24 protein-coding genes are annotated in these 26214 nt (G+C 37.7%); 14 read left to right on the top strand and 10 right to left on the bottom strand.

Annotated elements, in window-relative coordinates; translation table 11 throughout:
* Positions 1-15: 15 nt before the first annotated feature.
* The 3 genes from AB1471_RS13345 to AB1471_RS13335 form a co-directional block, all read right to left on the bottom strand.
* Positions 16-270, bottom strand: coding sequence for a hypothetical protein (locus AB1471_RS13345; RefSeq protein WP_367780267.1), 255 nt, complete (start codon positions 268-270; stop codon positions 16-18).
* 563 nt (positions 271-833) lie between these two features.
* Positions 834-1475, bottom strand: a complete 642-nt coding sequence (locus AB1471_RS13340) for a hypothetical protein (protein WP_367780266.1) — start codon at positions 1473-1475, stop codon at positions 834-836.
* A 1609-nt stretch (positions 1476-3084) separates the two neighbouring features.
* Positions 3085-3675, bottom strand: coding sequence for a TetR/AcrR family transcriptional regulator (locus AB1471_RS13335; protein WP_367780265.1), 591 nt, complete (start codon positions 3673-3675; stop codon positions 3085-3087).
* A gap of 328 nt (positions 3676-4003) precedes the next feature.
* On the opposite strand from AB1471_RS13335, the gene AB1471_RS13330 reads away from it, so the two are divergent.
* The 3 genes from AB1471_RS13330 to AB1471_RS13320 all read left to right on the top strand — a co-directional run bounded on the left by AB1471_RS13330 (position 4004) and on the right by AB1471_RS13320 (position 6256).
* Positions 4004-4774 carry a hypothetical protein gene (locus AB1471_RS13330; RefSeq protein ID WP_367780264.1) on the top strand — a complete coding sequence of 257 codons (771 nt, stop codon included), beginning with the start codon at positions 4004-4006 and terminating at the stop codon, positions 4772-4774.
* A 42-nt stretch (positions 4775-4816) separates the two neighbouring features.
* The gene (locus AB1471_RS13325) at positions 4817-5479 is read left to right on the top strand and encodes a pentapeptide repeat-containing protein (RefSeq protein WP_367780263.1); all 663 of its coding nucleotides are present in this window, start codon (positions 4817-4819) and stop codon (positions 5477-5479) included.
* 72 nt (positions 5480-5551) lie between these two features.
* The gene (locus tag AB1471_RS13320; RefSeq protein ID WP_367780262.1) at positions 5552-6256 is read left to right on the top strand and encodes an alpha/beta hydrolase; all 705 of its coding nucleotides are present in this window, start codon (positions 5552-5554) and stop codon (positions 6254-6256) included.
* Positions 6257-6577: 321 nt separating this feature from the next.
* Here the strand turns inward: AB1471_RS13320 and AB1471_RS13315 are convergent, their stop codons facing one another.
* Positions 6578-8869, bottom strand: a complete 2292-nt coding sequence (locus AB1471_RS13315; RefSeq protein WP_367780261.1) for a collagenase — start codon at positions 8867-8869, stop codon at positions 6578-6580.
* Positions 8870-9243: 374 nt separating this feature from the next.
* On the opposite strand from AB1471_RS13315, the gene AB1471_RS13310 reads away from it, so the two are divergent.
* Entirely contained in the window at positions 9244-9483 is a 240-nt protein-coding gene (locus AB1471_RS13310; RefSeq protein ID WP_367780260.1) for a hypothetical protein, read from the top strand.
* Between the two features lie 1143 nt (positions 9484-10626).
* On the opposite strand, the gene AB1471_RS13305 is transcribed toward AB1471_RS13310, so the two are convergent.
* From AB1471_RS13305 to AB1471_RS13295, 3 genes are all read right to left on the bottom strand, one after another.
* Positions 10627-11205 (bottom strand): cupin domain-containing protein, encoded by a 579-nt coding sequence (locus tag AB1471_RS13305; protein WP_367780259.1) that lies wholly within the window; start codon positions 11203-11205, stop codon positions 10627-10629.
* 101 nt (positions 11206-11306) lie between these two features.
* Positions 11307-12026, bottom strand: a complete 720-nt coding sequence (locus tag AB1471_RS13300) for a ZIP family metal transporter (protein ID WP_367780258.1) — start codon at positions 12024-12026, stop codon at positions 11307-11309.
* A 296-nt stretch (positions 12027-12322) separates the two neighbouring features.
* The gene (locus tag AB1471_RS13295) at positions 12323-12613 is read right to left on the bottom strand and encodes a hypothetical protein (protein WP_367780257.1); all 291 of its coding nucleotides are present in this window, start codon (positions 12611-12613) and stop codon (positions 12323-12325) included.
* A 697-nt stretch (positions 12614-13310) separates the two neighbouring features.
* On the opposite strand from AB1471_RS13295, the gene AB1471_RS13290 reads away from it, so the two are divergent.
* The 3 genes from AB1471_RS13290 (at position 13311) to AB1471_RS13280 (ending at position 14030) form a co-directional block, all read left to right on the top strand.
* Positions 13311-13466: a DUF1540 domain-containing protein gene (locus AB1471_RS13290; RefSeq protein ID WP_367780256.1), complete on the top strand. Its 156-nt coding sequence runs from the start codon at positions 13311-13313 to the stop codon at positions 13464-13466.
* Between the two features lie 177 nt (positions 13467-13643).
* Positions 13644-13778 (top strand): small acid-soluble spore protein N, encoded by a 135-nt coding sequence (gene sspN / locus AB1471_RS13285; RefSeq protein WP_367780255.1) that lies wholly within the window; start codon positions 13644-13646, stop codon positions 13776-13778.
* 27 nt (positions 13779-13805) lie between these two features.
* Positions 13806-14030, top strand: a complete 225-nt coding sequence (locus AB1471_RS13280; protein WP_367780254.1) for a hypothetical protein — start codon at positions 13806-13808, stop codon at positions 14028-14030.
* Between the two features lie 45 nt (positions 14031-14075).
* On the opposite strand, the gene sspK is transcribed toward AB1471_RS13280, so the two are convergent.
* Complete coding sequence (gene sspK, locus AB1471_RS13275; RefSeq protein ID WP_367780253.1) at positions 14076-14234, bottom strand: small, acid-soluble spore protein K; 159 nt, start codon at positions 14232-14234, stop codon at positions 14076-14078.
* A 172-nt stretch (positions 14235-14406) separates the two neighbouring features.
* Between sspK and AB1471_RS13270 the strand changes: the two genes are divergently transcribed.
* A complete protein-coding gene (locus tag AB1471_RS13270; RefSeq protein WP_367780252.1) occupies positions 14407-14541 on the top strand; it encodes a YpzI family protein in 135 nt (44 codons plus the stop codon).
* Positions 14542-15069: 528 nt separating this feature from the next.
* Here AB1471_RS13270 and AB1471_RS13265 read toward each other — a convergent pair.
* Positions 15070-15411, bottom strand: coding sequence for a zinc ribbon domain-containing protein YjdM (locus tag AB1471_RS13265; protein ID WP_367780251.1), 342 nt, complete (start codon positions 15409-15411; stop codon positions 15070-15072).
* A 312-nt stretch (positions 15412-15723) separates the two neighbouring features.
* On the opposite strand from AB1471_RS13265, the gene AB1471_RS13260 reads away from it, so the two are divergent.
* Together AB1471_RS13260 and AB1471_RS13255 are read left to right on the top strand one after the other, a co-directional pair.
* Positions 15724-17919 (top strand): multicopper oxidase family protein, encoded by a 2196-nt coding sequence (locus AB1471_RS13260; protein WP_367780250.1) that lies wholly within the window; start codon positions 15724-15726, stop codon positions 17917-17919.
* A gap of 323 nt (positions 17920-18242) precedes the next feature.
* Positions 18243-20438, top strand: a complete 2196-nt coding sequence (locus AB1471_RS13255) for a multicopper oxidase family protein (RefSeq protein WP_367780249.1) — start codon at positions 18243-18245, stop codon at positions 20436-20438.
* 304 nt (positions 20439-20742) lie between these two features.
* On the opposite strand, the gene AB1471_RS13250 is transcribed toward AB1471_RS13255, so the two are convergent.
* On the bottom strand, positions 20743-21189 hold the full coding sequence (locus AB1471_RS13250) for an RrF2 family transcriptional regulator (protein ID WP_367780248.1): 447 nt from the start codon (positions 21187-21189) through the stop codon (positions 20743-20745).
* A 242-nt stretch (positions 21190-21431) separates the two neighbouring features.
* Here AB1471_RS13250 and hmpA point away from each other — a divergent pair, with 242 nt between their 5' ends.
* From hmpA to AB1471_RS13230, 4 genes are all read left to right on the top strand, one after another.
* Complete coding sequence (hmpA, locus tag AB1471_RS13245) at positions 21432-22628, top strand: NO-inducible flavohemoprotein (protein ID WP_367780247.1); 1197 nt, start codon at positions 21432-21434, stop codon at positions 22626-22628.
* 185 nt (positions 22629-22813) lie between these two features.
* The gene (locus AB1471_RS13240) at positions 22814-23461 is read left to right on the top strand and encodes a TetR/AcrR family transcriptional regulator (protein ID WP_367780246.1); all 648 of its coding nucleotides are present in this window, start codon (positions 22814-22816) and stop codon (positions 23459-23461) included.
* On the top strand, positions 23458-24375 hold the full coding sequence (locus tag AB1471_RS13235; protein ID WP_367780245.1) for an ABC transporter ATP-binding protein: 918 nt from the start codon (positions 23458-23460) through the stop codon (positions 24373-24375). Before AB1471_RS13240 ends, AB1471_RS13235 begins: the two co-directional genes overlap by 4 nt.
* On the top strand, positions 24375-25979 hold the full coding sequence (locus AB1471_RS13230) for an ABC transporter permease (protein ID WP_367780244.1): 1605 nt from the start codon (positions 24375-24377) through the stop codon (positions 25977-25979). The genes AB1471_RS13235 and AB1471_RS13230 overlap by 1 nt, the downstream gene beginning before the upstream one ends.
* Positions 25980-26214 lie beyond the last annotated feature (235 nt).

Genomic DNA, 26214 nt, shown 5'->3' with positions numbered 1-26214 from the left:
AAATGTATGGATAGGTTATGTGGTGAAAAACATTCTCCACAAAGAAAACGTTTCCTTCTGTGGGGAGGTGTATGGATAACAATATTTTTTCAAAGGCTGTTTTCGTATATATTGTTGCTTTTCAATAACACTACGAGCTTCAGTTGAATGGTTATCTACTGTTTCATTTTCTTTTTTTAACGAATTTTTTTCCTTAATTTCGTTTATATCATTTTCTAGATTATCGAGTCGCTTGTTTATTTGTTCGAGTTGTTTTAATACTTTTTCCATACGTAGACACCTCACTTTTTAATTAGTATATTATTTCTTTCTTTGAAAAAGAAACAATATATGCGAAAAGAGTTTTTTCAAAAAGACGGGATCGTCATGATCTAAAATAAAAAGCAGATAATTTGCACTACTAACCTTCAGCCCATCATATCAATATTTTCACCCAACTGCCAATTTCTATACAGTAGTTGACACTCCCATCCCTAAAGGGGGAATAACAAGCAGTTAGCTGAACACTTGAACGTTGCACCTAAAACAATTTAGAAAGGGAAAAAATCCTCATAACAGTGAAGCAGAATTTCCCTTGTGCAGTTGATTTATCAATATGATCATTGATTGAAATTGAATGCCACGTTCGCTCAATATCTCCACAAGATCAATAAGGCAGGATTGGAATCTGCAAGGGCAAGAGGGCGAAAAGGTGGTCATCCTGAATTGAAGAATAGAGAGTTTGCAGGGGGAGAGGGTTAAGGGTAGAATCGTGTATTACCTCATGTGAATTTCATATTACGAATCACAACAAAGACCGACCATTAAAATATAAGTCGGCCTTAGCTTTGTCATTATGGGGCAAGGTTATAAAATGCAAAAGATGTAGTTAGATAACCGTATTCCATTCTTGCGTCCAAAAAAGCATAACCAACAAAGGAACTGGGACTTGTTGTAGAAACGATTATTCCATATCGTGCCCATGCCGGTGTAAATCCTGAATGTTCTAAATTATTCCTAATATTAATTTCTTCATAATCCGAGTGAAAATTTTTCTTTAAATCATAATCACTATTATCTGCACGGACAATTTCACTAACAGGCCAACTCCACATAGATTCTCGACCATTAACTGTCACATCGAACTTCATCATGTTTACTATGTCTGAAGAACCATCGAATTCAATCTCAAACGTCGACTCTCCTAAAGGAATGAGAGTCGGATCATTAGCACTAGCAACCTGATCCAAATTTTTAACCCGTAGAGTCCCTATAACTTCACCGTCATCACCGTATACTTCTTGTTCTTGAACTCCATCTGTATTCATATCAAACCTAGCAGAAACATCTACATTCTCTAAGTTAGATAGGTCGGGTGTTTCTTCCGTATCTGTCATCGCATTCGCACTCGCACTCGTATTAAACGAAAACACCGTCAATAACATGACCAAAGATGAAAATAGACTTAACATACTTTTTCTTGTAACCATTGTCATTAATAATTTCTCCCTTATTTTTGTGTGTTTTTGTTCTGATTATTACTGGCCATCATTAATCTACCCTATCCACCGCATCACCTCATCTATTTGTGCCAAGCGTTATACCCACCTGGCGGTTTTTGTGTAAAAACATCATTTGTTTTCTGTCCACGATGATATGGGGGTACCACCATTGAATGTATCCATGTCACTATTGTCAGATCGATTCCCTTCTGTCTAAATAAACTTGTATATACAAGAAATATGTAAGTAATAACTATCTTACATTATGAAATAATTCATGTAAACCCCAATTATGGTAATTCCAACATTTAGGAAATTTTGTACACTAAGTAAATATCGACATAAATATAGCCAAAATACCTGTACGTTAAGGAATTTGGCTTATGTTACAGATTTTAATAGTCTTAGAGAATTTGCTGGTAATCTATTCGAATCGAATTTATATTCCCCAAGAAAATTAATATGTTCTCATCCTAAAGGTGAAATGTGTGGAAATAACTCTTCTTTTAGGACACATTTTTCTTATATTCTTTTGTCACTTCACTTAAATACATAGTGTTTCATACACTTATTGTATTGATTAATGGTGGTCTTTTGAAAGAGATAATAGAGACCCCTTTAATCACATCCTTAGGTCATTTGAATATTCTTGAAATTTAAAGTTTACATAAATTGTTTCTTGTTGTAAGATAGTACTTACTTACATTTATCTTATATATACAGGTTTGAATTATACATATTAGGAATATATCAAAATATAAAGGAGTGAATCGAAGTTTATTTTAACAGGCAAGAGAATGTGCAAAGTAACAAAAAAAAAATGGCGAGGTCTTTTGATTCGCTAGATCCCAACAATTCTTGGAATCTCAAATTAAAACCAGATCTGGTTTATTCCAATAATCTTTATAGACAAGTTCAAGTTGATTATATAGAACCTAATTAATTGGTACTTAGTTTAGAGTAAAAGAAGCCACCCTTCTAGTATTCTACGGATAGGGTGGCACTTTTTTCTTATTCCTTATTTTTTAGCTATAGCAAATATCGTTATCACCTCAAGCTCTAGAAGAACTAGCTAGAAAGGTAGGATTTGAACAGGATTAGTAAATATCACTCACAAGAGATAGCCGCATGCGTGTGAATTAGTCAACAGGTAGTAAGTACATCACTTACATAGCTGTGCAGTTTTCTAGCATAGTACCGAAAACGAGAATCAACCTGTGGGATAAACTCGTTTATCTTAGAATTTTAAAGGTGGGGTGTTTCAGTATGTATACAGTTGATTATTACCTCCGTGTCTCCCAAACTTAAAAAATGTTTAGGTTTAGGAAGTAAACCTATCATCAATATAATGAGACAGGGTGGCATCAGAGTACGATGGAAAACGGAGAGAGTTTTTCCTTAATTGGTCATGCAATGGCAACTTATAATTTTTTAATAAGATATCGCATCGAACTACAGAAAATTAAGGAATTAAACAAATGGTAGGGGGGCAGTTGAATGCCAATGTAGTAGGTGGAAAATAGAATAATTGGGAAATATTTGTACAACCTTGGCAGAATTAAGTCCAAGTGACGAAGTTTACCCAGTTTTTTGATTTGTCTGGTTAAGAATCTTTTTCATTTAATTTTAATCCTGCTATAAAGAGCCCTACTACTGTTTTTTTATATTTTTCACTTGTTATTAAAGATGAAATTCCTTCATTTTGAAATTGGTCTTTTATTAAAAAAAGAATTAAGCCATTCGAAATGAATAGTAAAGTTAATGACTTAGTATCAAAAGGTCTCATCTTCTCTTTTTCAATCATAGTATTAAAATAATTTACTAAAAATTCTCCTTTCATATATTGTTCTGGAATAACAAATTTAGTCATATCTTCTCGAAGAATGAATTTAACTAAATACTTATTTTGATATATCTCTCTTTCGAAGAGAGTAATAATGTTGAATAAGTCTTGTTCTAAATCGTATACAACTTCATTCTTAAGATAATCTGCAATTGGTGCAAGAGGAGAAGAAATCATGGTGTTGATTTGTTCAAGTATGTTTATTTTCTTACCAAAATGCCGATAAACGGTAAGTTCTTTTACCTTCACTTTTTCAGCGATCTCTTTTATTGTAGTTGCTTTATATCCCTTCTCTGAAAATAATTCAAGACTTGCATTAACTATCTTTTCTTTAGTGGATAATCTAACCAAAAAAATGCTCCTCTCTAATATCATTACTATTATTATAACACAATTAATTAAAATCAGTCCTCATTATGGTAACGGAGGACTGTTTTTTTATGCAATAATCAATAGAGGAAACATGCTTCACAAAACCCAAACTATCTACATTCGTGGAAGATGAGCAAAACGAAATTTTAACTAAAGTTCAGTGGGGTATGTATTTTACCTGTTTGTAGAATGAACGTGAGCAGGGTAGTGAAAGAAGGATTTTTTTCCAATACAACGAATTTATATACTGACAGTAGAGAGACAGATAGGATAAGAGGAAGGACATTAATTTGACGAGGGTGAGAATATGATCGCTTCACAAGAGATCCTTTCAACATGGAGAAAGTTTGATGACTTTCCAATGGAGACACTAGCAAAAGCATGGTTTTATAAAAGGGCAAATGGTAATAGACAGAGAGATGTATCGTTAATGAAGGAGCATCGGAGTCAATATGGTATGTCAGGTAATTGTTTTGATCTTGCAATATGGTTGCTTGATGAATTCACCAAAAATGGGATAGAAGCATATCCTATTGGTCAAGATTTAAAAACAAAAGATGCTCATGTGTCAATCGTGGCATTAGATGAAAATGGGCAGCGCTTTTTGTGTGATTTAGGAGACCAGTGGTTAAATCCAGTGTTACTGGACTTGGATAGCGAAGATTATACAAATGATAAGCTACGTGGTTTTTTTCCTGCTGCACAGATTCAAGTAAAGCCAAAAGGAAACAGAGTGGAACTGTACTATCATCGGTCAAGTGGAAAAGTGTCAAAGCAGACATATCATACAGAACCGTTGGACATAGATTTTTTTATGGAGGCTGCTGAATTCTCTCAAAACTTAATTAAACCAAAACCACTTTTGGAGTGTAGAATCCCTTATAAAAATGAAGTGGCACATTGGGAATTTTGTAATTGGAAGAGTTTTTTAAGCACGAGTGAAGGATTATTTCATGAGCAACAATTAGGAACAATAGAGGAATGGGCAGAGAAAATCAATCAGCAGACAGACTATGATCAACAATTTCTTATTGAAACACTAACCATATATAAAGAATTAGCTAAGATAAAATCCTAGTCTTCTTATTCAGTTAACAAAGAGGGAACAGGGAGGGGTTCAATGAATAAAAAGAAGCAAACACCTAAAATCAAAGCACCTGATCTCCCTTCGTATCTAGAGAAACAGATCATATCACCTAGTTTTCTACGAGATGACGAGAGAATTCAATTAGTAGAAATAGAAGGACAAACATTTAATGGTGTTGATTTGGACAAGTTGTATTTTGAAAAAGTGAGGTTTAAAGATGTCATCTTTGAAGAGTGTTCTCTTAAACATATTGAATTAGTTGATGTTATCTTTATCAACTGTGATCTTTCAAACGTGGATTTTAGTGATGCGATCATTCATCATGTTGAATTCAAAGCATGCAAATTAATGGGGACTAATTTATCAGGAGCGACACTGAGACATGTGACCATTGAGGGTTGTCATGCTGATTACGCATCATTTGGGTTTACAAATTGCAAACATGTGTTATATAAGGAAAGTTCTTTAAACCGTTCAGATTTCTATGAGGCTAGATTTAAACATACGAGCTTCTTTTCTTGTAAATTAGATCAAGCAAACCTTGCAGGGATTGAGTTATCAGGAGTCGACCTTAGTACTTGCTTATTTGATAAACTGACCGTATCAATTGAAAAACTAGAAGGGTGTATCATATCTTCCGAACAAGCAATAGGGTTCGCCAAAATATTAGGTTTGGTTATAATGGAAAGGGAGTGACCAGCTACAACAGAACTGATGGTAAATTCATAATAAACGACAGGTGGGATAGCCAAGGTAGAAATATTTCCTGTGTATATAACTTCGTTCAAGCAAGAAAGACTGATTAGAGTATATCTACCTAAAAATTATAACAAGGAAAATAAACGTTACCCCGTATTGTATATGCACGATGGACAAAATGTCTTTTGCGATCATGATGCAATAGGTGGCACATCTTTAGAACTTGAAAATTACTTAGATGAAAAAGGACTGGAAGTTATCGTTGTCGGGATAGATCAAAATAGCGAAGAGCGAATAAATGAATATTGCCCTTGGGTAAATGGTGAATACAGCAAGAAGATAGTAGGGCAAATTAGTCCATCAGGTGGAAAAGGAATACAGTATATAGACTTTATCGTGAATGAACTAAAGCCGTTTATAGACAATAAATACCGTACGTTAAAAGATCGTACTGCAATGGCAGGGGTTTCATTAGGAGGACTTATTTCCACTTACGCTGCGTGCCGTTATCCGCAAATTTTCAATAATATAGCCATTTTGTCTTCTGCTTTTTACCGTAACCAGGAGGAAATAGAAAGACTACTACAAGATTCCGATTTGGCCTCGATTGAAAAATTTTATTTAGACTGCGGAACGAAGGAGGCTGGAGAAGAAGATTTAATAAGTAAGGAATTTTTAGCTTCAAATAAAGCCATTTATGAAATCTTAAGAGAGAAAATACCCCATACAACGTTTGAAACGATTAACGATGCAAAGCATAATTACGTTCTTTAGAGAGAGAGTCCCTAAAATTTTTTCTTTTTTAATGTCAGCAAATAGTAGATAGGTTAACGCTTTAGTCGAGTTAGCTATATAATTCCAGATGCCACTTTTTCGAAATTTCTTCGATGCTTTTTCATTTTTACTACGAGCATTTTTGTACATCAATCGAAAATATAAAGTAATGACTTTTTAGTATATAAAAAAGAGTCCCTCCCCAACATCTCGAATCGTTACGAAACGCTACAAAAAGATGAAAGGGTGGACTCCTAATGTATATAGGGTAAAATTATTCGCCTCTAACTGCCAAGTGTTAAGAACTAGCTATAGATTCTATTAGGAATCTTTATCGTCAGTCAGTAAGCCGTGAAAGACGACATCAAACTCATACCTACCATCATCATTTACACGGTGGTTAACAAAGTAAGCGGTCACGGTTTTATACCCGCTCCATGTCGAGTCTAAATTCGCTAACGCTTGGTTCACGATATCGTTCATTTCTTCTCTGTCATCGGTAAGGCCGTTTGATTTTCCACCAACATATGTCCCCTCCACTGTATAAGTATTAAAGAACTCCGCACTGTTTTCTGTGTCTGAAACACGTCTCAAACGCATTTCATTCAAAATGCCCTCTTTAATATCTACAAAATCCCGTGCAGAATGGCTAGCCGTGTAATCATCTTCTACTAATACGACACGTCCGCCATCATCGACTAATTCTTGCATATGCTCTTGAAATTCTTCTTCTAACACAGGGTCGCTTGATAATTCATCCATATATTGATCAAAACCAGCAGCATCTTCAGTTCGTAATAGCACTTTAACTTGATCAAAAACGTCAACATGCTTTGTTACGATAAAATCATAGAAGGCGTATGCATAGTCATAAATGTACCAAGAACCATACGTTCCATGTAACACCTCATCTAACGTATAACGATCTTGTGGGTTGGAATGAATGCCTCTTATCTTGGTTGATCGAGTATCAAATCCTGTTCTCGTTGCGCCTGCGAAAAATTCGCCGCCACCTTCTTCAATCCAAACTAACCGATCGTTATCATATAAAGGTGTTCTCCCCCACATTCCTGGTATGGCGTATCTACTTTGAAGATAGTGAAAATATTCGTGGCGGAACAATTCTTCTAGTTCATAAATACTATCTCCCGCAGCTACATCTCTATCCCATGTAAACAGCGTTCCCCAAGGCTGGATGTAAATCCCACCATTATTCGTACTTACATTATTGAGATGTTGATTCATATTATACTCATCTCTATCATTATAAATAATTGCGGTAAGGACGTCGTCTACATTCCCTTGTTCAATGGGTTCGTCCACTCCATAGTAGCGATGAAATTGAGCTTTTTCTTCTTTAGCCGCCCAATAAAGTCTCTGAATCTCTTCTGGATCTACTCGGTCTCCAGCTTTAATCACAATCTCACCGTTATCAAAAGTATATTCATTGCCATAATAATAATCTTCATAGTCTTCAACGATTTGATCGTAATCGATGTCTCCACCTAATCTATCAATGGTTCTCGCAAGCCCTAAATAAACCCCACCATAATAAGGATAAGTATTTAAAGCCTTATTAAATGTGTCCAACGTAAAGGTTAGGTCACTATGAAATTTGCCTTCTTCAGTGATGAAAAAAACGGCATTATCGATGAGCCATTCATGTCTTGTGTCTGCAAATTGGCTGAATTCTAAAATGACTGCAACCTCATTAAAAATGTCGTCTATTTGACCGTACCAAGGTGCTTCTTCTACAAAATCATATGGGCCATTGCGATAATTATAGTATTGGACATATTCTAGACCATTAATTAACCCATAAATCGCATTTGTCTTAGTAATCTCCGTAATATAGGTATCTACTTGAGAATTAAACTCCTCTAGAACGGGTAGTGCGTTATCAAACAGTTCAAGATCCACTGTTGCGTGCGTTGTTAAAAAGCCTGCGTGTTCTACAACGGCATCTTGAGCCGTCGTCCCAAGACCAAAATGACTGTTCTTTATAACAGAAACAACAGCTGGCGTTACTTTTTCTCTGAACGAAAGATCACTTAAATAGGCCATTTTAGGATCTTGATAATCAAATTCAAAGAGGAACCCTTTATTGACTACTTCCATCAAAGTGGCAAGACCTCTACCATCATTTGCTGTATATTGTGAACCTAAATCGTTAATTTCATCTAATAAATAGAGAATTCGTTGTTGGTCACCATAGAATTCAACGACATCTCGACTATACGACCAAAAATCTGAAATGTCTCTTGTATTAATAGTCACTAGTAGGTCTACTAAATCAGCATTACTTAATCTATTTAAATCAGCAAATGTATAGTCATTTACTGCTTCATTTTCAAATTTTTGATCCGAGGTATTGTCCTCATCTTTAGGACCTTCAGGGCGTATACGCTGAAGCTCCTCTTCATTTTTAACGTGTACGGTTTGCTCATTTTGTAATAGGGATTGCTTCTGATCAAAAGTACTTTCAATTAGCTGATCATATTTCTCATTACTCGTCTCTTGTGCATAAGTTGTATAGCCTACTGGTACCAATAAAGTTACTGCTAATAATGAATTACCAACCGTTTTAAATACCTTCTTGTTTTTACTCGTCAATATTTTAGACCTCCCATAATGTTCGATTTTGTTAATTCACTTCAAATCACTAATCTTTCCGATCGCATCACCTCGTCCGATTATTCTAATTCTTCGAACTAATGTGAATATCCTTTTTTCTATTAAAAAATTTTACAAATAAAATACTTGACATAGTTTTTTTGAGTAAATTGGAAAGAAAGTCCACCCTAACATACAAAGTGGTATCGCTACGATACGCTACAAAAAGATGAAAGGGTGGACTCCCGGTTTATCCTATTTGGCAAAAATTTTTATTTAAGCAAAATGAGCCTTTAACTTGAGAAGGGAGGGAGTGAATAAACAAGAATATAGACATGCCCTTCAATCATAGATTAAAGTCGGAGGTGGGAAAAATGGAAGGTTGTAAAAAACGTTGTTGTCTTTGTTTAGGTGCGTTGATTGTATTAGCGGGCGTTGCAATTGGATTAGGTGAAAGCGCAAGTGGTCTTACAATTGCTTACGCACGTAATCCAAGCTTAGAATCCGATCTTGTATTTTATACTATGTTAGTTGGTGTTGTGCCAAGTATTATTTTATTCTTTATTGCTATATTTATAATAATTATGTGCATGATGAAAAAAGAAAAGTGTTAAACATTCAACTTAATCGCCGAGAAGTTACCCACCTCTAAACGTAGTGAAGGTGGGTGATGAATCGGTAAGCACGTATCCCGAAACCCGGAACATCTATTTTCTCAAGGGTTAAAGTTTTTTCACTGGCGTGCTGATACAACCGTATATGAAAGAAAAGAGCACGAAGAATGCGAGCGGATCATTCAACGCAAAAAAGAACGCGGGGGCGTTCACTCCACGCCGCTCGTCCATCAAATAAACGTGACACAAGAATAGTTAAGTACTGATTAACAAGTCCAAGCAGCATATTGGTAAGCCGTATCCTTAATAGGACATATACGGTTTGATAAGGGGGATCCTTGAGAAAGGGTACCCCCTTTATCTATTAGTGTATTGAAAAAGCAGTCCCACCCCAACATTCTCGAATGGGATCGCTTCGATACGCTACAAAACTGATAAGAGGGTGGACTCTCGATTTATCCTATTCAGCAAAAATATTTATTTAAGCAAAATGAGCCTTTAACTTGAGAGGGGAGGGAGAGTGAATAAACAAGAATATAGACATGCCCTCCAATCATAGATTAAAGTCGGAGGTGGAAAAAATGGAAAAATGTAAAAAACTTTGTTGTCTTTGTTTAGGTGCGTTGCTTGCCTTGGGTGGAGCGGGCGATTGGATTTGGCCTTAGTTCAAATGCTCTTATCCTTGGCATCGCACGTAATCCAAGCCAAAGTGAACAGCTTCAAATAACTTATTTACTTACTATTATACCAATTATTATTATTTCCATTATTGCTATAGTTAGTTTATTGATTTGCTTATTTAAAAGAGAAAAGTGTTAAACATTTTACTTAATCGCCGAGAAGTTGTCCACCTCTAAACGTAGTGAATTTGGGTGAGGAATCGGTGTTTTTTTCTTTCTTCGGTTTAGCGTTAGGGTTTAGGGGGTACAAAAAACGGTAGAATCGTCTTGATCGTTTTGTCTCAAAAAAAGTGTGAAAACGTATTTTCAACTGAAGTTGAAACGAGTTAAGGACTGTATCTAATCACAGTCCTTTTTAAATACGTCTCCCGAATCGCAGGACCTCTATTTTCGGCTCGTTCCACGCAAAAAAGAACGCGAGAAGAGTTTCAAACTCCACAACGCGTTCTAAATAAACGTTTGTTTAAATGTCTGGGTTGTTGTTATTCTTCGGAGGTCCAATAATAACACCGTCTGTTCCATCAATTGGCTCCAAAGCCCTTCCCATTAATCGAGGATCAATATTGTACGCTTGGTTATAGACTTCCAAAGGCGTTCTTGTTAATGTAGTAGATCCATCTTGCGTTTCAATTTGGTCATTGTTAAAAAATAACAGTAATTGTGTGTTATCTGAGTCGGCTGCAACCCAATGCCACCAGCCCATTGGAATAAAAACCGTCTCACCACTTTTTGTGAGCTTGAACGTTTGTAGATTGTTTTTGGGATCCAATACCGATACAGTAGCTGATCCTGAAATGAGATAATCTAATTCCCAAGCATTCGTGTGCCAGTGTGGTTCACGAATAAACCCTTTAGAGAGTTCCATATTAGCCACTGACCCACCAATCATGGCAGGCGTTTGGGTGGAAGATAATAAAAAGAGTTTATTTTCAGGATTTCTCTCAAATGACAAACTATTATTAATATCAAAAAATAAATTTGGGGTCCCGTTTCCTGTAATATTTCGATTATCTGTAACGTAGCCTGACGTTGGACTGGTCATCCACTTTCCCTCCTTTAATCATGTGCATCTATGTTATTTTATGAAGGAGGTGTTATAAAGTGATTGATTCTTAACGTCTCAGGGGTTCGGAACCGCCATCCTTAGATGATTGCAAAATAAATAAGAATACAGATAAAGCCAAGCATTGATATGACTAAGCAATAAATAAGTGAAGAATGCTTAGTGGATTCTCTAAGAATTTCTTTTATCGTCACCATGAAAATAATGCCAGCGGTTAAGCTGATGGTGAAGGCCCACAAAAAAGGATGATTTATGCCAATCAAAGATCCAACAAATGATCCAATTCCAACAGGCACAGCGACAAGGACTGAGAACCAGAACCACGTATAAAAACCAAGCCCTGCCAAAAATAAGGGAGTAAATAAGATCATGCCTTCTGGGACGTTGTGAAGAATAAGCGTGTGTAATAGAGAGGTGCTCATAGAGGAATCGCTTGAACCAAGAATCATACCTAAGGGAAAGTTATGAACGGCAATACTAAGGCTTAATAAAAAACCAGTATGGATAAACAAGTCTTTCTCAGGGCTGTTAGTGATGAGGGTAATCTTATGAGAAACTGTATGTAAAAGCTCAAATAAAAGGATGCCAGCTAAGAAACCTAAGAAAAAAATAATCCAATCTCCTAATTGGATAGCCGCTGGGATAATTTCCAAACTCATTAGCCCAAGAATTAACCCAGAGCATAAGGCATATATCGTATCAATACTTTTCTGAAATCCTTTTAACAACCATGCCAGCAGTCCACCAATCCCAATCCCTACCGCCGTCGAGACAAAACCTAAAAGCCACATGGAAGACATACCAACATCCTTTCTTTTGAATTCCACCACGTACATATAGACAGACAGCATTTTGAATTTATAAAAAAAACGTATCACGAAGATACGTTTTTTTTATTGGTCTCATTTATTTTATGCATTGCTTAGTATGATTAGAATGTTTGACGGTGTCCAAGCGCTATGTAAGTTCACGCTATTTTTTCGATAATAACCATGCACTTATAAAGTTTGCTACCAACCTGATTGAAGCTATTAACATCCACTGGCATAGTCTGAAGTTCTATCGATTTGTACGCCATTTCTCATTAATGCTTTGTTCAACGGTTTTTCGGTTTAAGAATTGTCCGTTGTAAAGGAGCACCCATGGGCACGTTACTTGAAATCATCGTGTATACCTTCCCATCTATCAGGAATTGGTAATTACCTTCGTAGTTAACTGTTCTTCCTTGATTTTCTAACTCTTGCTTAACTGCTTCTACATATTTTTTGGGGTCAGTGTAATGGTCATCTAAATCAAGGGTGATGTTCCCTTTTTTATACCCCATTAGAAAACTAAAAGAAAACCAAAATATTAAAATTCCTAATAGTACAAAAATAAAAGTCGTCATCTTTTCACGCTCCTATTTTTATTAAATCATAACATGGCTCAAACCGAAAAAGGGTCAGAAGTCTATTTTCACTACAATAGATCGTATAACAGGACTATAAAAAAACGTATGTAATGATGGACCAGACCGTTCAAAAGAGTTGCTACTGATCGATAGAATTCATAAAGTTTTTAGAAGAAGGGGGATGATGGGAATTATATACTAAGCTTGAAAATAGTAAACTGTATCATTTAGCGTATGCCTAACATCGGTCAATAATGCCAGGCGAGATTAACGATGAGGAGCCGCTGGTTGTACCATGATTCCTCCATAATAGGAGGGATAATTTAACGATCTTCTTGTTAAGTACAGATAAAAAATCTAAGTGGTGATAAAGTTAATAAATACAGTGAAAACAAAATATAACAGAATACATTAACCTCGTTGACGTCAATCAGTACTTGAGGAAGCAGGCGATAGAATATCGCACTCAGTGTGCGATATTGATTACGCTGTGTTCTTCAATTAGTCCACAATCACATGCCTAAAATTCCTTCCTAAATTTGATCCCTTCGTTTTTTATCGTTAACGAAACATAATCATCTATAGTTCTTTACATCATTGTAAAATCCACCTAAACATTAAAGTGAAAAAATACTCCATCTCATAAGTATTATCCGCTTATAATCGCAAATAATACTGAGAGGAGGTGGATACTTTGGCTCAAGATGTTCTTTGTGAAGTAAATAACTGTTCTTATTGGGAAAAGGGTAACAAATGCAAAGCAAAATCGATTTATGTTGCAAGTCATAAGGGGAAAAAAGCATCCAACGTTGAAGAAACAGATTGCACAACATTTGAACCACAAGTGTAAGTTCGTTGGATAAACACCTATGTATTACATGTGAGAAGGAAAGAGCTGATTGTTTTTAAAACAATCGGCTCTTTCCTTTTACAGTAGTGTGATTGAATGTTGTACATCCAATCAGTAAAATTTTCTAACAAATATCTCACTTGCTTACGGGCATATTAATTCTAGGGGGTGATCAGCTTGAGTAATCCAAAAAAGAACAGCAAAGCTTATGTCCCGAGCCATTTAGGAACACAACCAAGAAACCTAACTAAAACAAATAAAGGGAAAAGGTTAGACAAAACAGGAAAAGAGCCGAATTCTATAAACGGGTAAGGACTATTTTTGATCGGAGGAATTGAAATGACTGACAAAGTTAATTGCAATAAAGCTGAACATCGAACAAAAATTAAAAAGATGGAAGCAATGGTTAATAATACACTTGCAAATGTCTATGATGCAGAAATTTCAATGGAACATGATGACAGTGCGGCTCACAGAGAAAAAATTAAAGAAAAAAATGCGCAACGGTTAGAAAGTGTTGAAGATACGCGCAGAGAAATTGAAGAAGAACGTTCTTATTTATAAAACAGCGGGCAGCCCTCTACAGGGTTGCCCGTCTTGCTTAAACATTTAATCGGTCGTTCGTTGATTCGAAGCTTCCATGCGCTCTTGAGGATGCGTGTTCGTTGTTCCATCTGCTCGTTTGGAAGCATACCTATCCTTAGCACGACCTTTTCCTGCGTCACCATTTATCTTCATACTCGGGAAGTCTTTCGCTTTATTTTGCATATGATCTCCTTCATTACCGTATTTAAAGCCCTCGTCTCCGTTTGTGGTTAGTATGGGTAAACGTCTCGAAAGTATGAGGAGTGGCTTATTAAAAAACATGGTAATAATTGAGTTGATGAAAGTAAGCATTAAAATATTCTCTAAGGAAATTTTATATATGGAGGTGTTAAAAATGTCTAGAGATCGACAAGAAAAGAAGCTCAAAAAGGAAAAGAAAGTACAGTCAGATCGAGACCAAGCTCTCCATTATCCAGGAGCAGCAAGGGTTGAAAAAGAAGGAGAAGAGGGGAAGGTTATTGAGGAGTAAAAATGGCTAATCAAATATGATTAGCAATTAGCATGTTTTGATGCGAAGCACTCTTTTAGTTACGTTTGAAGTAACTGAAAGGGTCCTTTTACCATTGTATTTAGATGATAAATTCTTTTTGTGATTATTGGGGCTTGTCGGTATTTGTCGGGGGAAATATCCACAAGAGGAAAGAAATAGTGGTATAATTTAGTAGTGCCGTAATACAATCATCATCCAGTCTATAAATACATGCATCACACTACAGTAGTCCTTTTTTCAACCAAGGGGCTACTATTTTTTTGATGATAAATGTGATTATCGCAGCTAGAAAAACTGTTCCACAAGCGTAAGTGGTCTTGGGCGGGAATGGAAAGGTGCACTGAACTACTCAACACATAGCTTGAAGTGTTCTTTTAATGATTACATCACATCATGTCATTTAAAAAAAGACGTTCATTAAGTAACAAAACAACCTTAATGAACGTCGTTCCTTTTCAATCATTCGCTTTCATACGATTATCTATAAATGTTTCATTAAAACTGCATTTATGCTTTTTTAACAAATTCAGATTTTAATTTCATCGGTCCAAAACCATCAATTTTGCAATCAATATCATGATCACCATCAACCAGACGTATGCTTTTTACTTTTGTACCTATTTTTAAGACGGATGAACTTCCTTTTACTTTAAGGTCTTTGATGACTGTTACTGAATCACCGTCGTTTAAGACATTTCCATTTGCATCTCTGATCACTTTTTTATCTTCACTACTTTCAGTTTCAGATTCTAAAGTCCACTCATGAGCACATTCTGGGCAAACAAAAACATTTCCATCTTCGTAAGTATATTCTGAATTACATTTTGGGCAATTTGGCAAACCCATCATTTATTTCCTCCATTCGCTATTGCTAATTCTAATATATAAGAATCAATTTTCCTTTTTACTAAGATAGGAATTACAAACTTGAAATTCAAAAAAAAATATAGGGAGTTCCTTATATGCTTAGTCTTTTTATATTGACAACCCTTCCTCCAGCCTCCATTTTACATTTTAATTATGCTTGCGTGGAGAATTTTTTCAGCCATTTAAGTCGGACTGTTTTTCAGTGGAAACATTTGTATAGTTTTTGTCATGTTGAGACTGAGGATACATACCATTAAAATTGGAAGATGAATTTTTTCAAAGGGAGGATAAAGAATGACAAAACCATTGGATCCTAATTTGATCCCGAAGTATGTTAATGAATTAGTGGTTCCGCCTGTATTTAAACCTACCGTTGTAAAGGATCCAACTACAGGTGAAGAAATAAGTCATAACTATACCGTTTCTGCAACTGAACTCAAACAGCAACTTCTTCCTCGTAGGTTTCCTAAAACACCTGTGTGGGGCTACGAGGGTATTATAGAAGACGGCACTTGTTTTAGTAGTACTCCAGGACCTACTTTTGATGCTGTTAAAGGAATCCCTGTAAATGTTCAGTGGGTAAATAACATTACGGGTCCTAGTTTTCTTCCAGTGGATCCTACTTTACACTGGGCAAATCCTAATAACATGCCCACACCAGAGCCACCATTTCAACCGTTTCCACCGGGATACCCACTAGCACAGAGTCCAGTTCCTATTAGTACTCACTTGCATGGGGGAGAAACTAGATCTGATTCAGATGGAAATCCTGAAGCGTGGTTTACAGCTGGAGAGGAAAAAACAGGCCTTGCCTTCACTAAATCTCGCTTCACGTATCCAAACCAACAGGAACCGACTACCCTATGGTACCATGATCATACGCTTGGTATTACACGACTGAATGTTGTTGCGGGACTTGCTGGATTCTACTTGTTGAGGGATCCTAATAGTGAAATCGAACCTCTTCTTCCAAGTGGACCATTTGAAATTCCAATCGTTATTCAGGATCGTTCATTTAATGAAGATGGTTCATTATTGTTCCCTAACGAGGGTAATAATCCTAATATTCATCCTTATTGGATTCCAGATTTTTTAGGCAATGCCATTATGGTTAATGGCAAGGTTTGGCCAAACGTCGATGTTGAACGAAGGCAGTACCGTTTTAGGATCCTTAATGGATCGAACTCCCGATTCTATAACCTAAAACTATCAAATGGTCAGTCATTTATTCAGATTGGTTCTGATGGAGGGTTTTTACGTTGTCCATTGACAATGACTGAACTTCTACTTGGACCAGCAGAGCGTGCTGACGTTTTAATTGATTTTTCAAAGGTAGAACCCGGAACTAAAATTATTTTTACTAATGATGCGGCTGCCCCTTTCCCTGCTGGCGATCCACCAGACGACAATACTGGGCAAGTGATGCAGTTCACTGTGCTTGACACAGCCTCCGTGCCACCAGTGACTCTTCCACCAATACTAAATAAAATACCGATATTGATTCCGGATACTCCCCAAAAAATCTTAACTCTAAATGCGGTGCTTGGAAGAAACGGAGCTCGTGAATTATTATTGGACGGTCAAAGGTGGGAAGCTCCAATCTCAGAACTACCCACAGTCGGATCAACAGTGGATTGGGTGTTCGCGAACGTGTCGAGAGCCACTCATCCCATCCACATTCACTTGATTCAGTTTCAGATAGTCAGTCGTCAGCTCTTTGAATCTGACAGATATTTAGCCGATTGGCTACTTCTAAATGGCGAGCCGCCTCTCCAGCATCCAACGATACCCTTACCTGTAGAACCCTATCTTATAGGTAAGCCTATGGAGCCAGATTTGAATGAGCAGGGGTGGAAGGATACGATTCGAGCGAACCCAAATGAAGTTACCAGAATGAGACTTCGTTTTACACCACAAAATGTTGAATCAGGAGATTCCAAGCCTGGAGTAAATCAATTTTCATTTGATCCTACTGTTGGTCCTGGCTATGTATGGCACTGCCATATTTTAGACCATGAAGATAATGATATGATGAGACCAATGAAGGTTGTATCAAGTACTATTATTGAAAACAATCCACAAACGTGTTGTCAGGTTGTTGTTGAGGGAAATACTCAGTTGGTACCACCTGCATTAAAAGATGCACCTATTTCTCAGAGTAAGACAATCTTTGCTAAAATAGAAAAAGTATGTCCTGAAAAAGTTGTCATTAGTGGTTTCCTTCGTAAGACGATCACCTATACTGCAGTCTTAGATAGCGGAGTTAAAGAAAAAAATACAGTTACTGACGACCTTCCATTCCAATGTATTAATGATCGAGAAGATGCTAATGAGAATGACTCTTTCATGATTACAGGTTCAACTGTATTATGTGAAGTTGCTGCTCATACGCAGAACTTTGGAACACATCCTGTAACGAATGAACAAGTGGCTTTTAAATTTGTTGAAAAAGACATCGTTAAGGTTTGTATTAGAAAAAGCACACCTTAGTCCCTTAAAGACTGGAATGTAATAAAAGGGATTAGACTGATAAAGATGACCCTAGCTTGACTCGGGGGCATCTTTTTTTTGCCCGCTGATAATACATGTCACAACTGCACATTGAGTGCTTGCGTGGAAAATTTCTTCAGGCATTTTAAGTCGGCCTTTTTTCACCTTTATTCTTTCCGCAATATGTGGAGGTTAAATTTTTTAGTCTTAACATTTGTATATGTCTGTCATGTTGAGACCAAGGATACATATCTTAAGAGCGAGAAGGTGAGTTGTTCTTCTTTCCAATAATTATTTACAAACCCATCAAGGGAGGGTAAAGAATGACAAAACCATTGGATCCTCATTTGATTCCTAAGTATGTTAATCAATTAGTGGTTCCACCTGTATATAAACCTACCGTTGTAAAGGATCCAGCTACAGGTAAAGAACGAAGTCATAACTATACCGTTTCTGCGACCGCATTCAAACAACAACTTCTTCCTCGTCCGTTTCCTAATACACTTGTATGGGGCTACGAGGGTATTATAGAAGATGGCTCTTGTTTTCATAGTACTCCAGGACCTACTTTTGAAGCGGTGAAAGGAATCCCAGTAAATGTTCAATGGGTAAATAACATTACGGAACCTCATTTTCTGCCGGTGGATCCCACTCTACACTGGGCAAACCCTAATAATATGCCTCCAGTAACGCCACCATATTTACCGTTTCCACCGGGATACGCACTAGCACAGATTCCAGTCCCTTTCGTTACTCACTTGCATGGTGGAGAAGTTAGATCTGATTCAGATGGAAATCCTGAGGGGTGGTATACAGCTGGAGAGGAAGAAACAGGCATTGCCTTCACTGGATCTCGCTTCACGTATCCAAACCAACAGGAAGCGACTACTCTATGGTACCATGATCATACACTTGGTATTACGCGACTGAATATTTTTGCAGGCCTTGCTGGATTCTACTTGTTGAGAGACCCCAATAGTGAAATAGAACCTTTTCTTCCAAGTGGATCGTTTGAAATTCCGATCATTATTCAGGATCGTTCATTTAATGAAGATGGTTCATTATTGTTCCCTAACATTGGTGTTAATCCTGAAGTTCATCCGTATTGGGTTCAAGATTTTATAGGCAATGCCATTATGGTGAATGGCAAGGTTTGGCCAAACCTCGATGTTGAACGAAGGCAGTACCGCTTTAGGATTCTTAATGGATCGAACTCTCGATTCTATAACCTAAAACTATCAAATGGTCAGTCATTTATGCAGGTTGGTTCTGATGGAGGGTTTTTACGTGGTCCAGTGACACTGACTGAACTTTTACTTTCACCAGCAGAGCGTGCTGACGTTTTAATTGATTTTTCAAAGGTAGAACCCGGAACTAAAATTATTTTTACTAATGATGCGGTTGCTCCTTTCCCTGGTGGTGATCCACCAGATCCAGAGACGACTGGGCAAGTGATGCAGTTCACTGTGCGTGACACACCCCCAGTGCCACCAGTGACTCTTCCACCAATACTAAATCAAATACCGACACTGATTCCGGATACTCCCCAAAAAATCCTCACTCTAAATGTGGTGAGGAAGGAAGGAAACGGTCCTCTTGAATTATTATTGGACGGTCAAAAATGGGAAGCTCCCATCTCAGAACTACCCATAGTTGGATCAACAATGGATTGGGTGTTCGCGAACGTGTCGAACGCTACCCATCCTATCCACGTGCACTTGATTCAGTTTCAAATAGTCAGTCGTCAGCTCTTTGAATCTGACAGATATTTAGCGGATTGGTTACGTCTAAATGGCGAACCGCCTCTCCAGCATCCAACGATATCCTTACCTGTTGAACCGTATCTTATAGGTGAGCCTATGGAGCCAGATTTGAATGAGCAGGGGTGGAAGGATACGATTCGAGCGAACCCCAATGAAGTCACTAGAATGAGACTGCGTTTTGCACCACAAAATGTTAAATCAGGAGATTCTAAGCCGGGAGTAAATCAATTTTCATTTGACCCTACTGTTGGTCCTGGCTATGTATGGCACTGCCATATTATAGACCATGAAGATAATGATATGATGAGACCGATGAAGGTTGTCTCTTCTCCTATTATAGAAAACATTCCACAAACGTGTTGTCAGGTTGTTGTCGAGAGAAATACTCAGTTGGTACAACCTGCACTAAATGATGCCCCTATTTCTCAGAGTAGTACAGTCTTCGCTGAAATAGAAAAAGTATATCCTGAAAAAGTGGTCATTAATGGTTTTCTTCGTAAGACGATCATTTATACTGCAGTTTTAGATAACGGAGTGAAAGAAAAAAATACAATTACTAACGATCTCCCTTTCCAATGTATGATCGATCGCGAAGATACGAATGAGAATGATCCTTTTACAGGTTTAACTGTATTATGTGAAGTTTCTGCTCATACGCAGAACGTTGGAACCCATCCTGTAACGAATGAACAAGTAGCGTTTAAATTTGTTGAAAAAGATGTTGTTAAGGTTTGTATTAGAAAAAGCACGCCTTAACATCTTAAAGTAATAAAAGGGACTAGACTGGTAAAGATGACTTTGGTTGACTCAGGTTCATCTTTTTTAATCCGCGGATGTAGAGTGTTTATCGAAGTCTGGGCAGTGAATATCCGCGGATACGGCATCGTTATCGAAGTCTGCTCCGTACTTATCCTCACTTCATGCCAAATGTCCTACCTTATAAAGTGGATAGACATCTTTCAAAGATTCTCTGGAAAGATGCTAACTAAATGGTAGAAGTACACCCCACCAAAAAAAAGCTGAAACGGATCGTCGTTTCAGCTTTTCTTTTTCGAAGATCTTACTCGTTTGCCGATTGACCGAATAGCGCTTGAAGGTCGAAGGGGTTTTTCACTAGATCATCTAGCGTATAGTCGTCTAATACTTGAAAATAAGCTTGCAGTGCTTTGTTTAGGACGTGTTTTAATCCACAAACGGGGGTGATGACGCAGCGATTGTGTTCCGTATCAAAACACTCGACAAGATGAAAATCTTCTTCCGTTTGGCGGACGAGGGCTCCAATATTAATGTCTGTAGGCTGTTTTGCGAGTCTGATTCCACCATTTCTTCCTCGAACGGTTTCTATAATTCCCATTTTCCCAAGCTCGTAGGTTATTTTCATTAGATGATTTTTGGAAATGTGATAGGCATCAGCAATTTCTTGTATGTTCGCAAGGTCATGGTCTTTTTTAGAGGCTAGGTAGATGAGGACACGCAAGGAATAGTCTGTATATAATGTTAGTTTCATTTTTCACTCACCTTTATCAACATGGAATCAATTTTCAGTTGGTCTTTCATTTAGTTGTACGTCGCACGCTTCATTGGGTAGTGGAGCGTGATTTTAGTATACGCTTCTTTCAACGTGCTGTCTAAATTCTAAATGTGACGACTTTTCTAAAGATGTATTTAATATATTGCTTTTTATAAATAGAGGAGTATAGTAAAGGTGTATTTAAAATATATGTTTATTCTATAAAAGGAGTGGGATACATGCTTTCTCAAAAAACGATTGATATTGTCAAGTCCACAGCACCTGTATTAGAAGTAACCGGAACGGAAATTACAACAAGATTTTATAAAATGTTGTTTGACGCACATCCTGAATTGTTAAATATATTTAATCATGCGAATCAGCAACAAGGTCGCCAGCAAACGGCTTTAGCGAATACGGTCTATGCGGCTGCACAAAACATCGATAAGCTAGAAGCGCTGTTGCCTGCTGTGAAAAACATTGCGCATAAGCACCGCAGTTTAGGTGTTAAGGCTGAACACTATCCAATTGTTGGTGAGTTTTTACTAAAAGCGATTAAAGATGTTTTAAAAGAAGATGCGACAGATGAGATTCTGCAAGCGTGGGGAGAAGCGTATGGTGTCATCGCGAATGTGTTCATTAGTGTAGAAAACGATATGTACAATGAGGCCGAAACGAAAGAAGGCGGCTGGGAAGATTTCAAGGAATTCACCATCATCAAAAAAGTGGAAGAAAGCGCATTGATTACATCATTCTATTTACAACCAAAAGATCAATCAATCGTTTCTTCGTATCTTCCAGGTCAATACATTTCCATTCGCGTGCAAATTCCTGGTCAAGAGTATACGTTGAACAGACAGTATAGCTTATCTTCAGCGTACACACCTGAATGGTACAGAATTTCAGTGAAACGTGAAGCTGAGCATGATCCAAAAGGACAAGTTTCCACGTATCTTCACGATAAGATAGACGTTGGCGATTCGCTTGAAGTTAGTGCACCAGCTGGCGATTTTTATTGCGATGTCAATGAACCAACGCCGATCGCACTCATTAGCGGTGGTGTTGGCGTGACCCCGATGTACAGTATGCTGGCATCCATTGCCGATAAAAATGCTGCCCGTCCTGTCACGTTTATTCATGCGGCGCGCAATAAAGAGGTGCATGCATTTGCTGAAGAAGTAACAGAAAACATGTCCAAGCTTGAAAATGGAAAAAGCTATGTAGTATATGAACAAGACGATGCTAACAGTGAGCTTACTGGTTACCTTAATGCGGATAAGTTAGAAAAAATGATAGATCAAAACAGTGTTTGTTACGTTTGTGGACCGGTTGCATTTATGGAAAGTGTCATTCAATCACTTGTCAAAATCGGCATCCCAACCGAACGAATTAATTACGAATTTTTCGGACCTTCTTTAGCGATCGAAACAAAGTGAACAAAGAATACGGACTAATTTTGCGACTTGGATCGACACCTGACTAACCATCAGGAGTTGATTCAAGTTTTTTTGTGAGATTAATTGTAATTTTTGGTTGACCAGAGTGGTCTATTGGTGGTATATTTTAGTCGACCGATGTGGTCTAAAGTAAATGGATGTGAATAGACTAATACAAGGAGAGGGTGGTTATTACGAAGTCATTTAACAACCTCGATGCTGACAAACAAAAGCGAATTCTAAATGCGGCACTTAAAGAATTTTCAGAGAACGGATATGATAAAGCTTCCACGAATCGGATCGTAAAAGAGGCTGGAATAGGTAAGGGAATGCTTTTTTACTATTTCAAAAATAAAGAAGAACTGTATTACTATTTAATCAATTATGCAGTTGACATGATGACAAATGAATATTTCAGTCTCATTGATATGAAAGAACCTGATTTCATCGAAAGATTAAAGAAGAGCGTTCAAGTCAAAATAGCGTTTTACGCAGACAATCCACATGTGAATAATTTTTTAGGTGCGCTTTTTCTAACGGATAAATTGGAATTATCAGCCGATTTAGAAACGAGATTTGAAGAAATGCAACGTTTAGGTTTTTCGATACTCTATGCTGATATAGATCATTCGTTATTCCGTGAAGATATAGATGTAGATAAGGCTTTTCAGCTTATTCGTTGGTCTATTGAAGGGTATCAGAATGAGCTAATAAACAAGTTCAAAGGACAGAAAGTGACTTCGATTGATATGGATCCAGTTTTGGAAGAATTCGACGAATATCTAAACATATTTAAAACCAGCTTCTACAAACAAGAGGGGGATACACAATGAGCCTAGTAAAAATGCACAACGTAACGAAAAGATTTGGGAAGTTTACTGCATTGGATGGTCTGAACATTGAAGTGAATAAAGGGGAAGTGTATGGGTTCATTGGTCCGAATGGAGCTGGAAAATCTACTGCAATCCGTGTGTTGCTTGGTATTTTAAAAGCATCTGAGGGGGAAGTGACGATCTTTGGCAAGGATGCTTGGAAAGATGCGGTTGACATTCACAAACGTGTGGCCTATGTGCCAGGAGATGTGAATTTATGGCCGAACTTAACAGGTGGAGAAGTCATTGATCTATTTGTGAAATTGCGAGGGACAAACAATAAAAGTCGACGTGAAGAACTGATCAAAAAATTCAATTTAGATCCTACCAAAAAGTGTAGAACGTATTCAAAAGGGAACAGACAAAAGGTGGCGTTAGTTGCAGCTTTTTCCTCAGATGCCGATCTATATATTTTAGATGAACCGACGTCAGGTCTTGATCCGTTGATGGAACAAGTCTTCCAGGAATGTGTAATGGATGCGAAAAAAGAAGGAAAAAGTATCTTGCTCTCTAGCCACATTTTATCTGAAGTAGAAAAATTGTGTGATAAAGTCGGCATCATAAGGCAAGGTCAAATGATTGAAACGGGTTCGTTAAGTGAATTACGTCACTTAACACGAACGAATTTGCTTGTTGAGACGAAACAGCCTATTCCTTCTTTAAGCGAATTAACAGGTGTTCATGCGATCGAAAAGAAAGAACAAGCACTTTCATTCCAGGTAGATACAGAAGAATTGAACAATGTGATCGCGCACGTCAGTCAATTTGAGATTGTGAGGTTAGAGAGTGCACCACCAACATTAGAAGATTTATTTATGAGTCATTATGAAGGGACGAGACAAACTTCGAATACTGGAGTGGGAGGCGAGTCATAATGTCGACAAAGTTATTTTATAAAACGGGGCGACTCATCCGTTTTATCCTACGCCGAGACCGTATTCGCCTTCCTGTTTGGTTACTTTCTATATTTGCTCTAACCATTATAAACGCTCTATCCTTTGCTAGTTTATACTCGACAGATCAAGAAAGACAGGCGATTGCTGAAACAATGATTAACCCTGCAATGACCGCAATGGTTGGCAAAGGTTATGGCTTAGACAACTATACAAATGGGGCGATGATGGCGCATCAAATGTTACTCATGACTGCGATAGTGGTTGGTCTTATGAGTATTTTACTTGTTGTGCGTCATACACGAGCAGATGAAGAGGATGGCCGTATCGAAATGATTCGCTCGTTTCCGGTTGGACGTTTATCTAATTTAAATTCAACTATTGTCGTTTTGTTTGGCACGAATGTGTTGTTAGCGTTACTGATCGGTTTTGGCTTGTATGCTTTAGGGATTGAAAGCATGGATTTAGAGGGTTCACTAATATATGGAGCGGCTTTAGGAGCTACAGGAATTTTTTTCGCAGCGATCACAGCATTATTTGCACAGCTTTCCGAAAATTCCCGTGGCGCTATGGGGTTATCATTTGCTGTAATGGGCATCGCTTATTTGATTCGTGCCGTTGGTGATGTAAGCAACGAAACACTTTCTTGGTTTTCGCCATTTGGGTGGATCTCACGTTCGGAAGCTTATGTCAATAACGTTTGGTGGCCTATTTTACTTACGGTAGGTGTGGCACTTGTTATCCTTATCGTTGCCTTTTATTTGAATGCCATCCGGGATGTGGAATCTGGATTTTTACCATCAAAGCCTGGGAGAAAACATGCGTCACCCTTTTTACAAAGTCCACTCGGTCTGGCATTAAGACTTCAGCGTACAGGATTAATTGCTTGGGCTGTTGGAATGACCATTTTAGGGGCGTCTTATGGGTCTGTTTTAGGTGATTTAGAGTCTTATTTTAAAGATATAGAAATCTTACAAGAGATGATAACACCGATAGAAGGGTTTTCGCTGACAGAACAATTTATCACGGTGTTAATGTTAGTGATCTCAATTTTTTGTACCATTCCAGCTGTGATGGCGATGAACAAGCTTAAAGGAGAGGAAAAAAAGAACCGTACGGAACATTTATTGGGTCGAGCGGTAGGGCGTACACGACTAATGGGAAGTTATTTGGTCATCTCTGTTGTCAGCGGATTTGCGATGTTGTCCCTTGCTGTGATTGCTTTGGCATCTGTCGGCGGAGTAGTAATGGATAACAGCATCGCTTTTGGTACGTTCTATCAAGCAGCAATGGCGTACCTACCCGCAATGTGGATCATGATTGGGATCGCGGTGTTGTTTGTCGGCGTGGCGCCAAAATTAACAAGCTTAACCTGGTTATACTTAACCTTTTCATTTATAGCTGTTTATCTAGGAGAATTATTTCAATTCCCTGAATGGGTGAGTAAACTATCACCATTTGGCCATATTTCACAACTGCCTGTTGAAGATATGGATTTTATGAAGGCTTCGAACCTGACCATCATTGCTGTTGGCATCATGGTGGTGGGTTTTGTTGGTTATAATAAGCGGGATATTGAAGGTTGATCGTAAGAAAAGAGGATGGATCAATTTATCAGATAAAGGGTGTTGGAGCGCACAGGGGTGCAAAAACTCAGAGGGTTGAACATTTCACTCCATTGACTGCAAAACAGAAGAAGTAATCAATACTATCAGCTATTGTAGTTAAAAAGGGTATAACCATCCCAAAGCAAAGACCGCCAAGTATGAACTGCACCCCAAATTTTAGACACAGTCTAGAATTTGGAGGTGCTTTTCTTTT

It is taken from the genome of Jeotgalibacillus marinus, assembly GCF_040801915.1.
Classification (GTDB): Bacteria; Bacillota; Bacilli; order Bacillales; family Jeotgalibacillaceae; genus Jeotgalibacillus; species Jeotgalibacillus marinus.
Note: the sequence above shows the minus strand (reverse complement) of the source record. Positions and strands in the feature narration are given on the sequence as shown.

Bases quoted from the DNA above. Each gene is read 5' to 3' on its own strand.
- AB1471_RS13235 (WP_367780245.1), top strand. From the start codon at position 23,458: ATGAGCCTAGTAAAAATGCACAACGTAACGAAAAGATTTGGGAAGTTT.
- hmpA (WP_367780247.1), top strand. From the start codon at position 21,432: ATGCTTTCTCAAAAAACGATTGATATTGTCAAGTCCACAGCACCTGTA.
- AB1471_RS13255 (WP_367780249.1), top strand. From the start codon at position 18,243: ATGACAAAACCATTGGATCCTCATTTGATTCCTAAGTATGTTAATCAA.
- AB1471_RS13295 (WP_367780257.1), bottom strand. From the start codon at position 12,613: ATGACGACTTTTATTTTTGTACTATTAGGAATTTTAATATTTTGGTTT.
- AB1471_RS13330 (WP_367780264.1), top strand. From the start codon at position 4,004: ATGATCGCTTCACAAGAGATCCTTTCAACATGGAGAAAGTTTGATGAC.
- AB1471_RS13325 (WP_367780263.1), top strand. From the start codon at position 4,817: ATGAATAAAAAGAAGCAAACACCTAAAATCAAAGCACCTGATCTCCCT.
- sspK (WP_367780253.1), bottom strand. From the start codon at position 14,234: ATGCAAAATAAAGCGAAAGACTTCCCGAGTATGAAGATAAATGGTGAC.
- AB1471_RS13305 (WP_367780259.1), bottom strand. From the start codon at position 11,205: ATGACCAGTCCAACGTCAGGCTACGTTACAGATAATCGAAATATTACA.
- AB1471_RS13230 (WP_367780244.1), top strand. From the start codon at position 24,375: ATGTCGACAAAGTTATTTTATAAAACGGGGCGACTCATCCGTTTTATC.
- AB1471_RS13280 (WP_367780254.1), top strand. From the start codon at position 13,806: ATGACTGACAAAGTTAATTGCAATAAAGCTGAACATCGAACAAAAATT.
- AB1471_RS13260 (WP_367780250.1), top strand. From the start codon at position 15,724: ATGACAAAACCATTGGATCCTAATTTGATCCCGAAGTATGTTAATGAA.
- AB1471_RS13250 (WP_367780248.1), bottom strand. From the start codon at position 21,189: ATGAAACTAACATTATATACAGACTATTCCTTGCGTGTCCTCATCTAC.
- AB1471_RS13310 (WP_367780260.1), top strand. From the start codon at position 9,244: ATGGAAGGTTGTAAAAAACGTTGTTGTCTTTGTTTAGGTGCGTTGATT.
- AB1471_RS13265 (WP_367780251.1), bottom strand. From the start codon at position 15,411: ATGATGGGTTTGCCAAATTGCCCAAAATGTAATTCAGAATATACTTAC.
- AB1471_RS13270 (WP_367780252.1), top strand. From the start codon at position 14,407: ATGTCTAGAGATCGACAAGAAAAGAAGCTCAAAAAGGAAAAGAAAGTA.
- AB1471_RS13300 (WP_367780258.1), bottom strand. From the start codon at position 12,026: ATGTCTTCCATGTGGCTTTTAGGTTTTGTCTCGACGGCGGTAGGGATT.
- AB1471_RS13340 (WP_367780266.1), bottom strand. From the start codon at position 1,475: ATGACAATGGTTACAAGAAAAAGTATGTTAAGTCTATTTTCATCTTTG.
- AB1471_RS13345 (WP_367780267.1), bottom strand. From the start codon at position 270: ATGGAAAAAGTATTAAAACAACTCGAACAAATAAACAAGCGACTCGAT.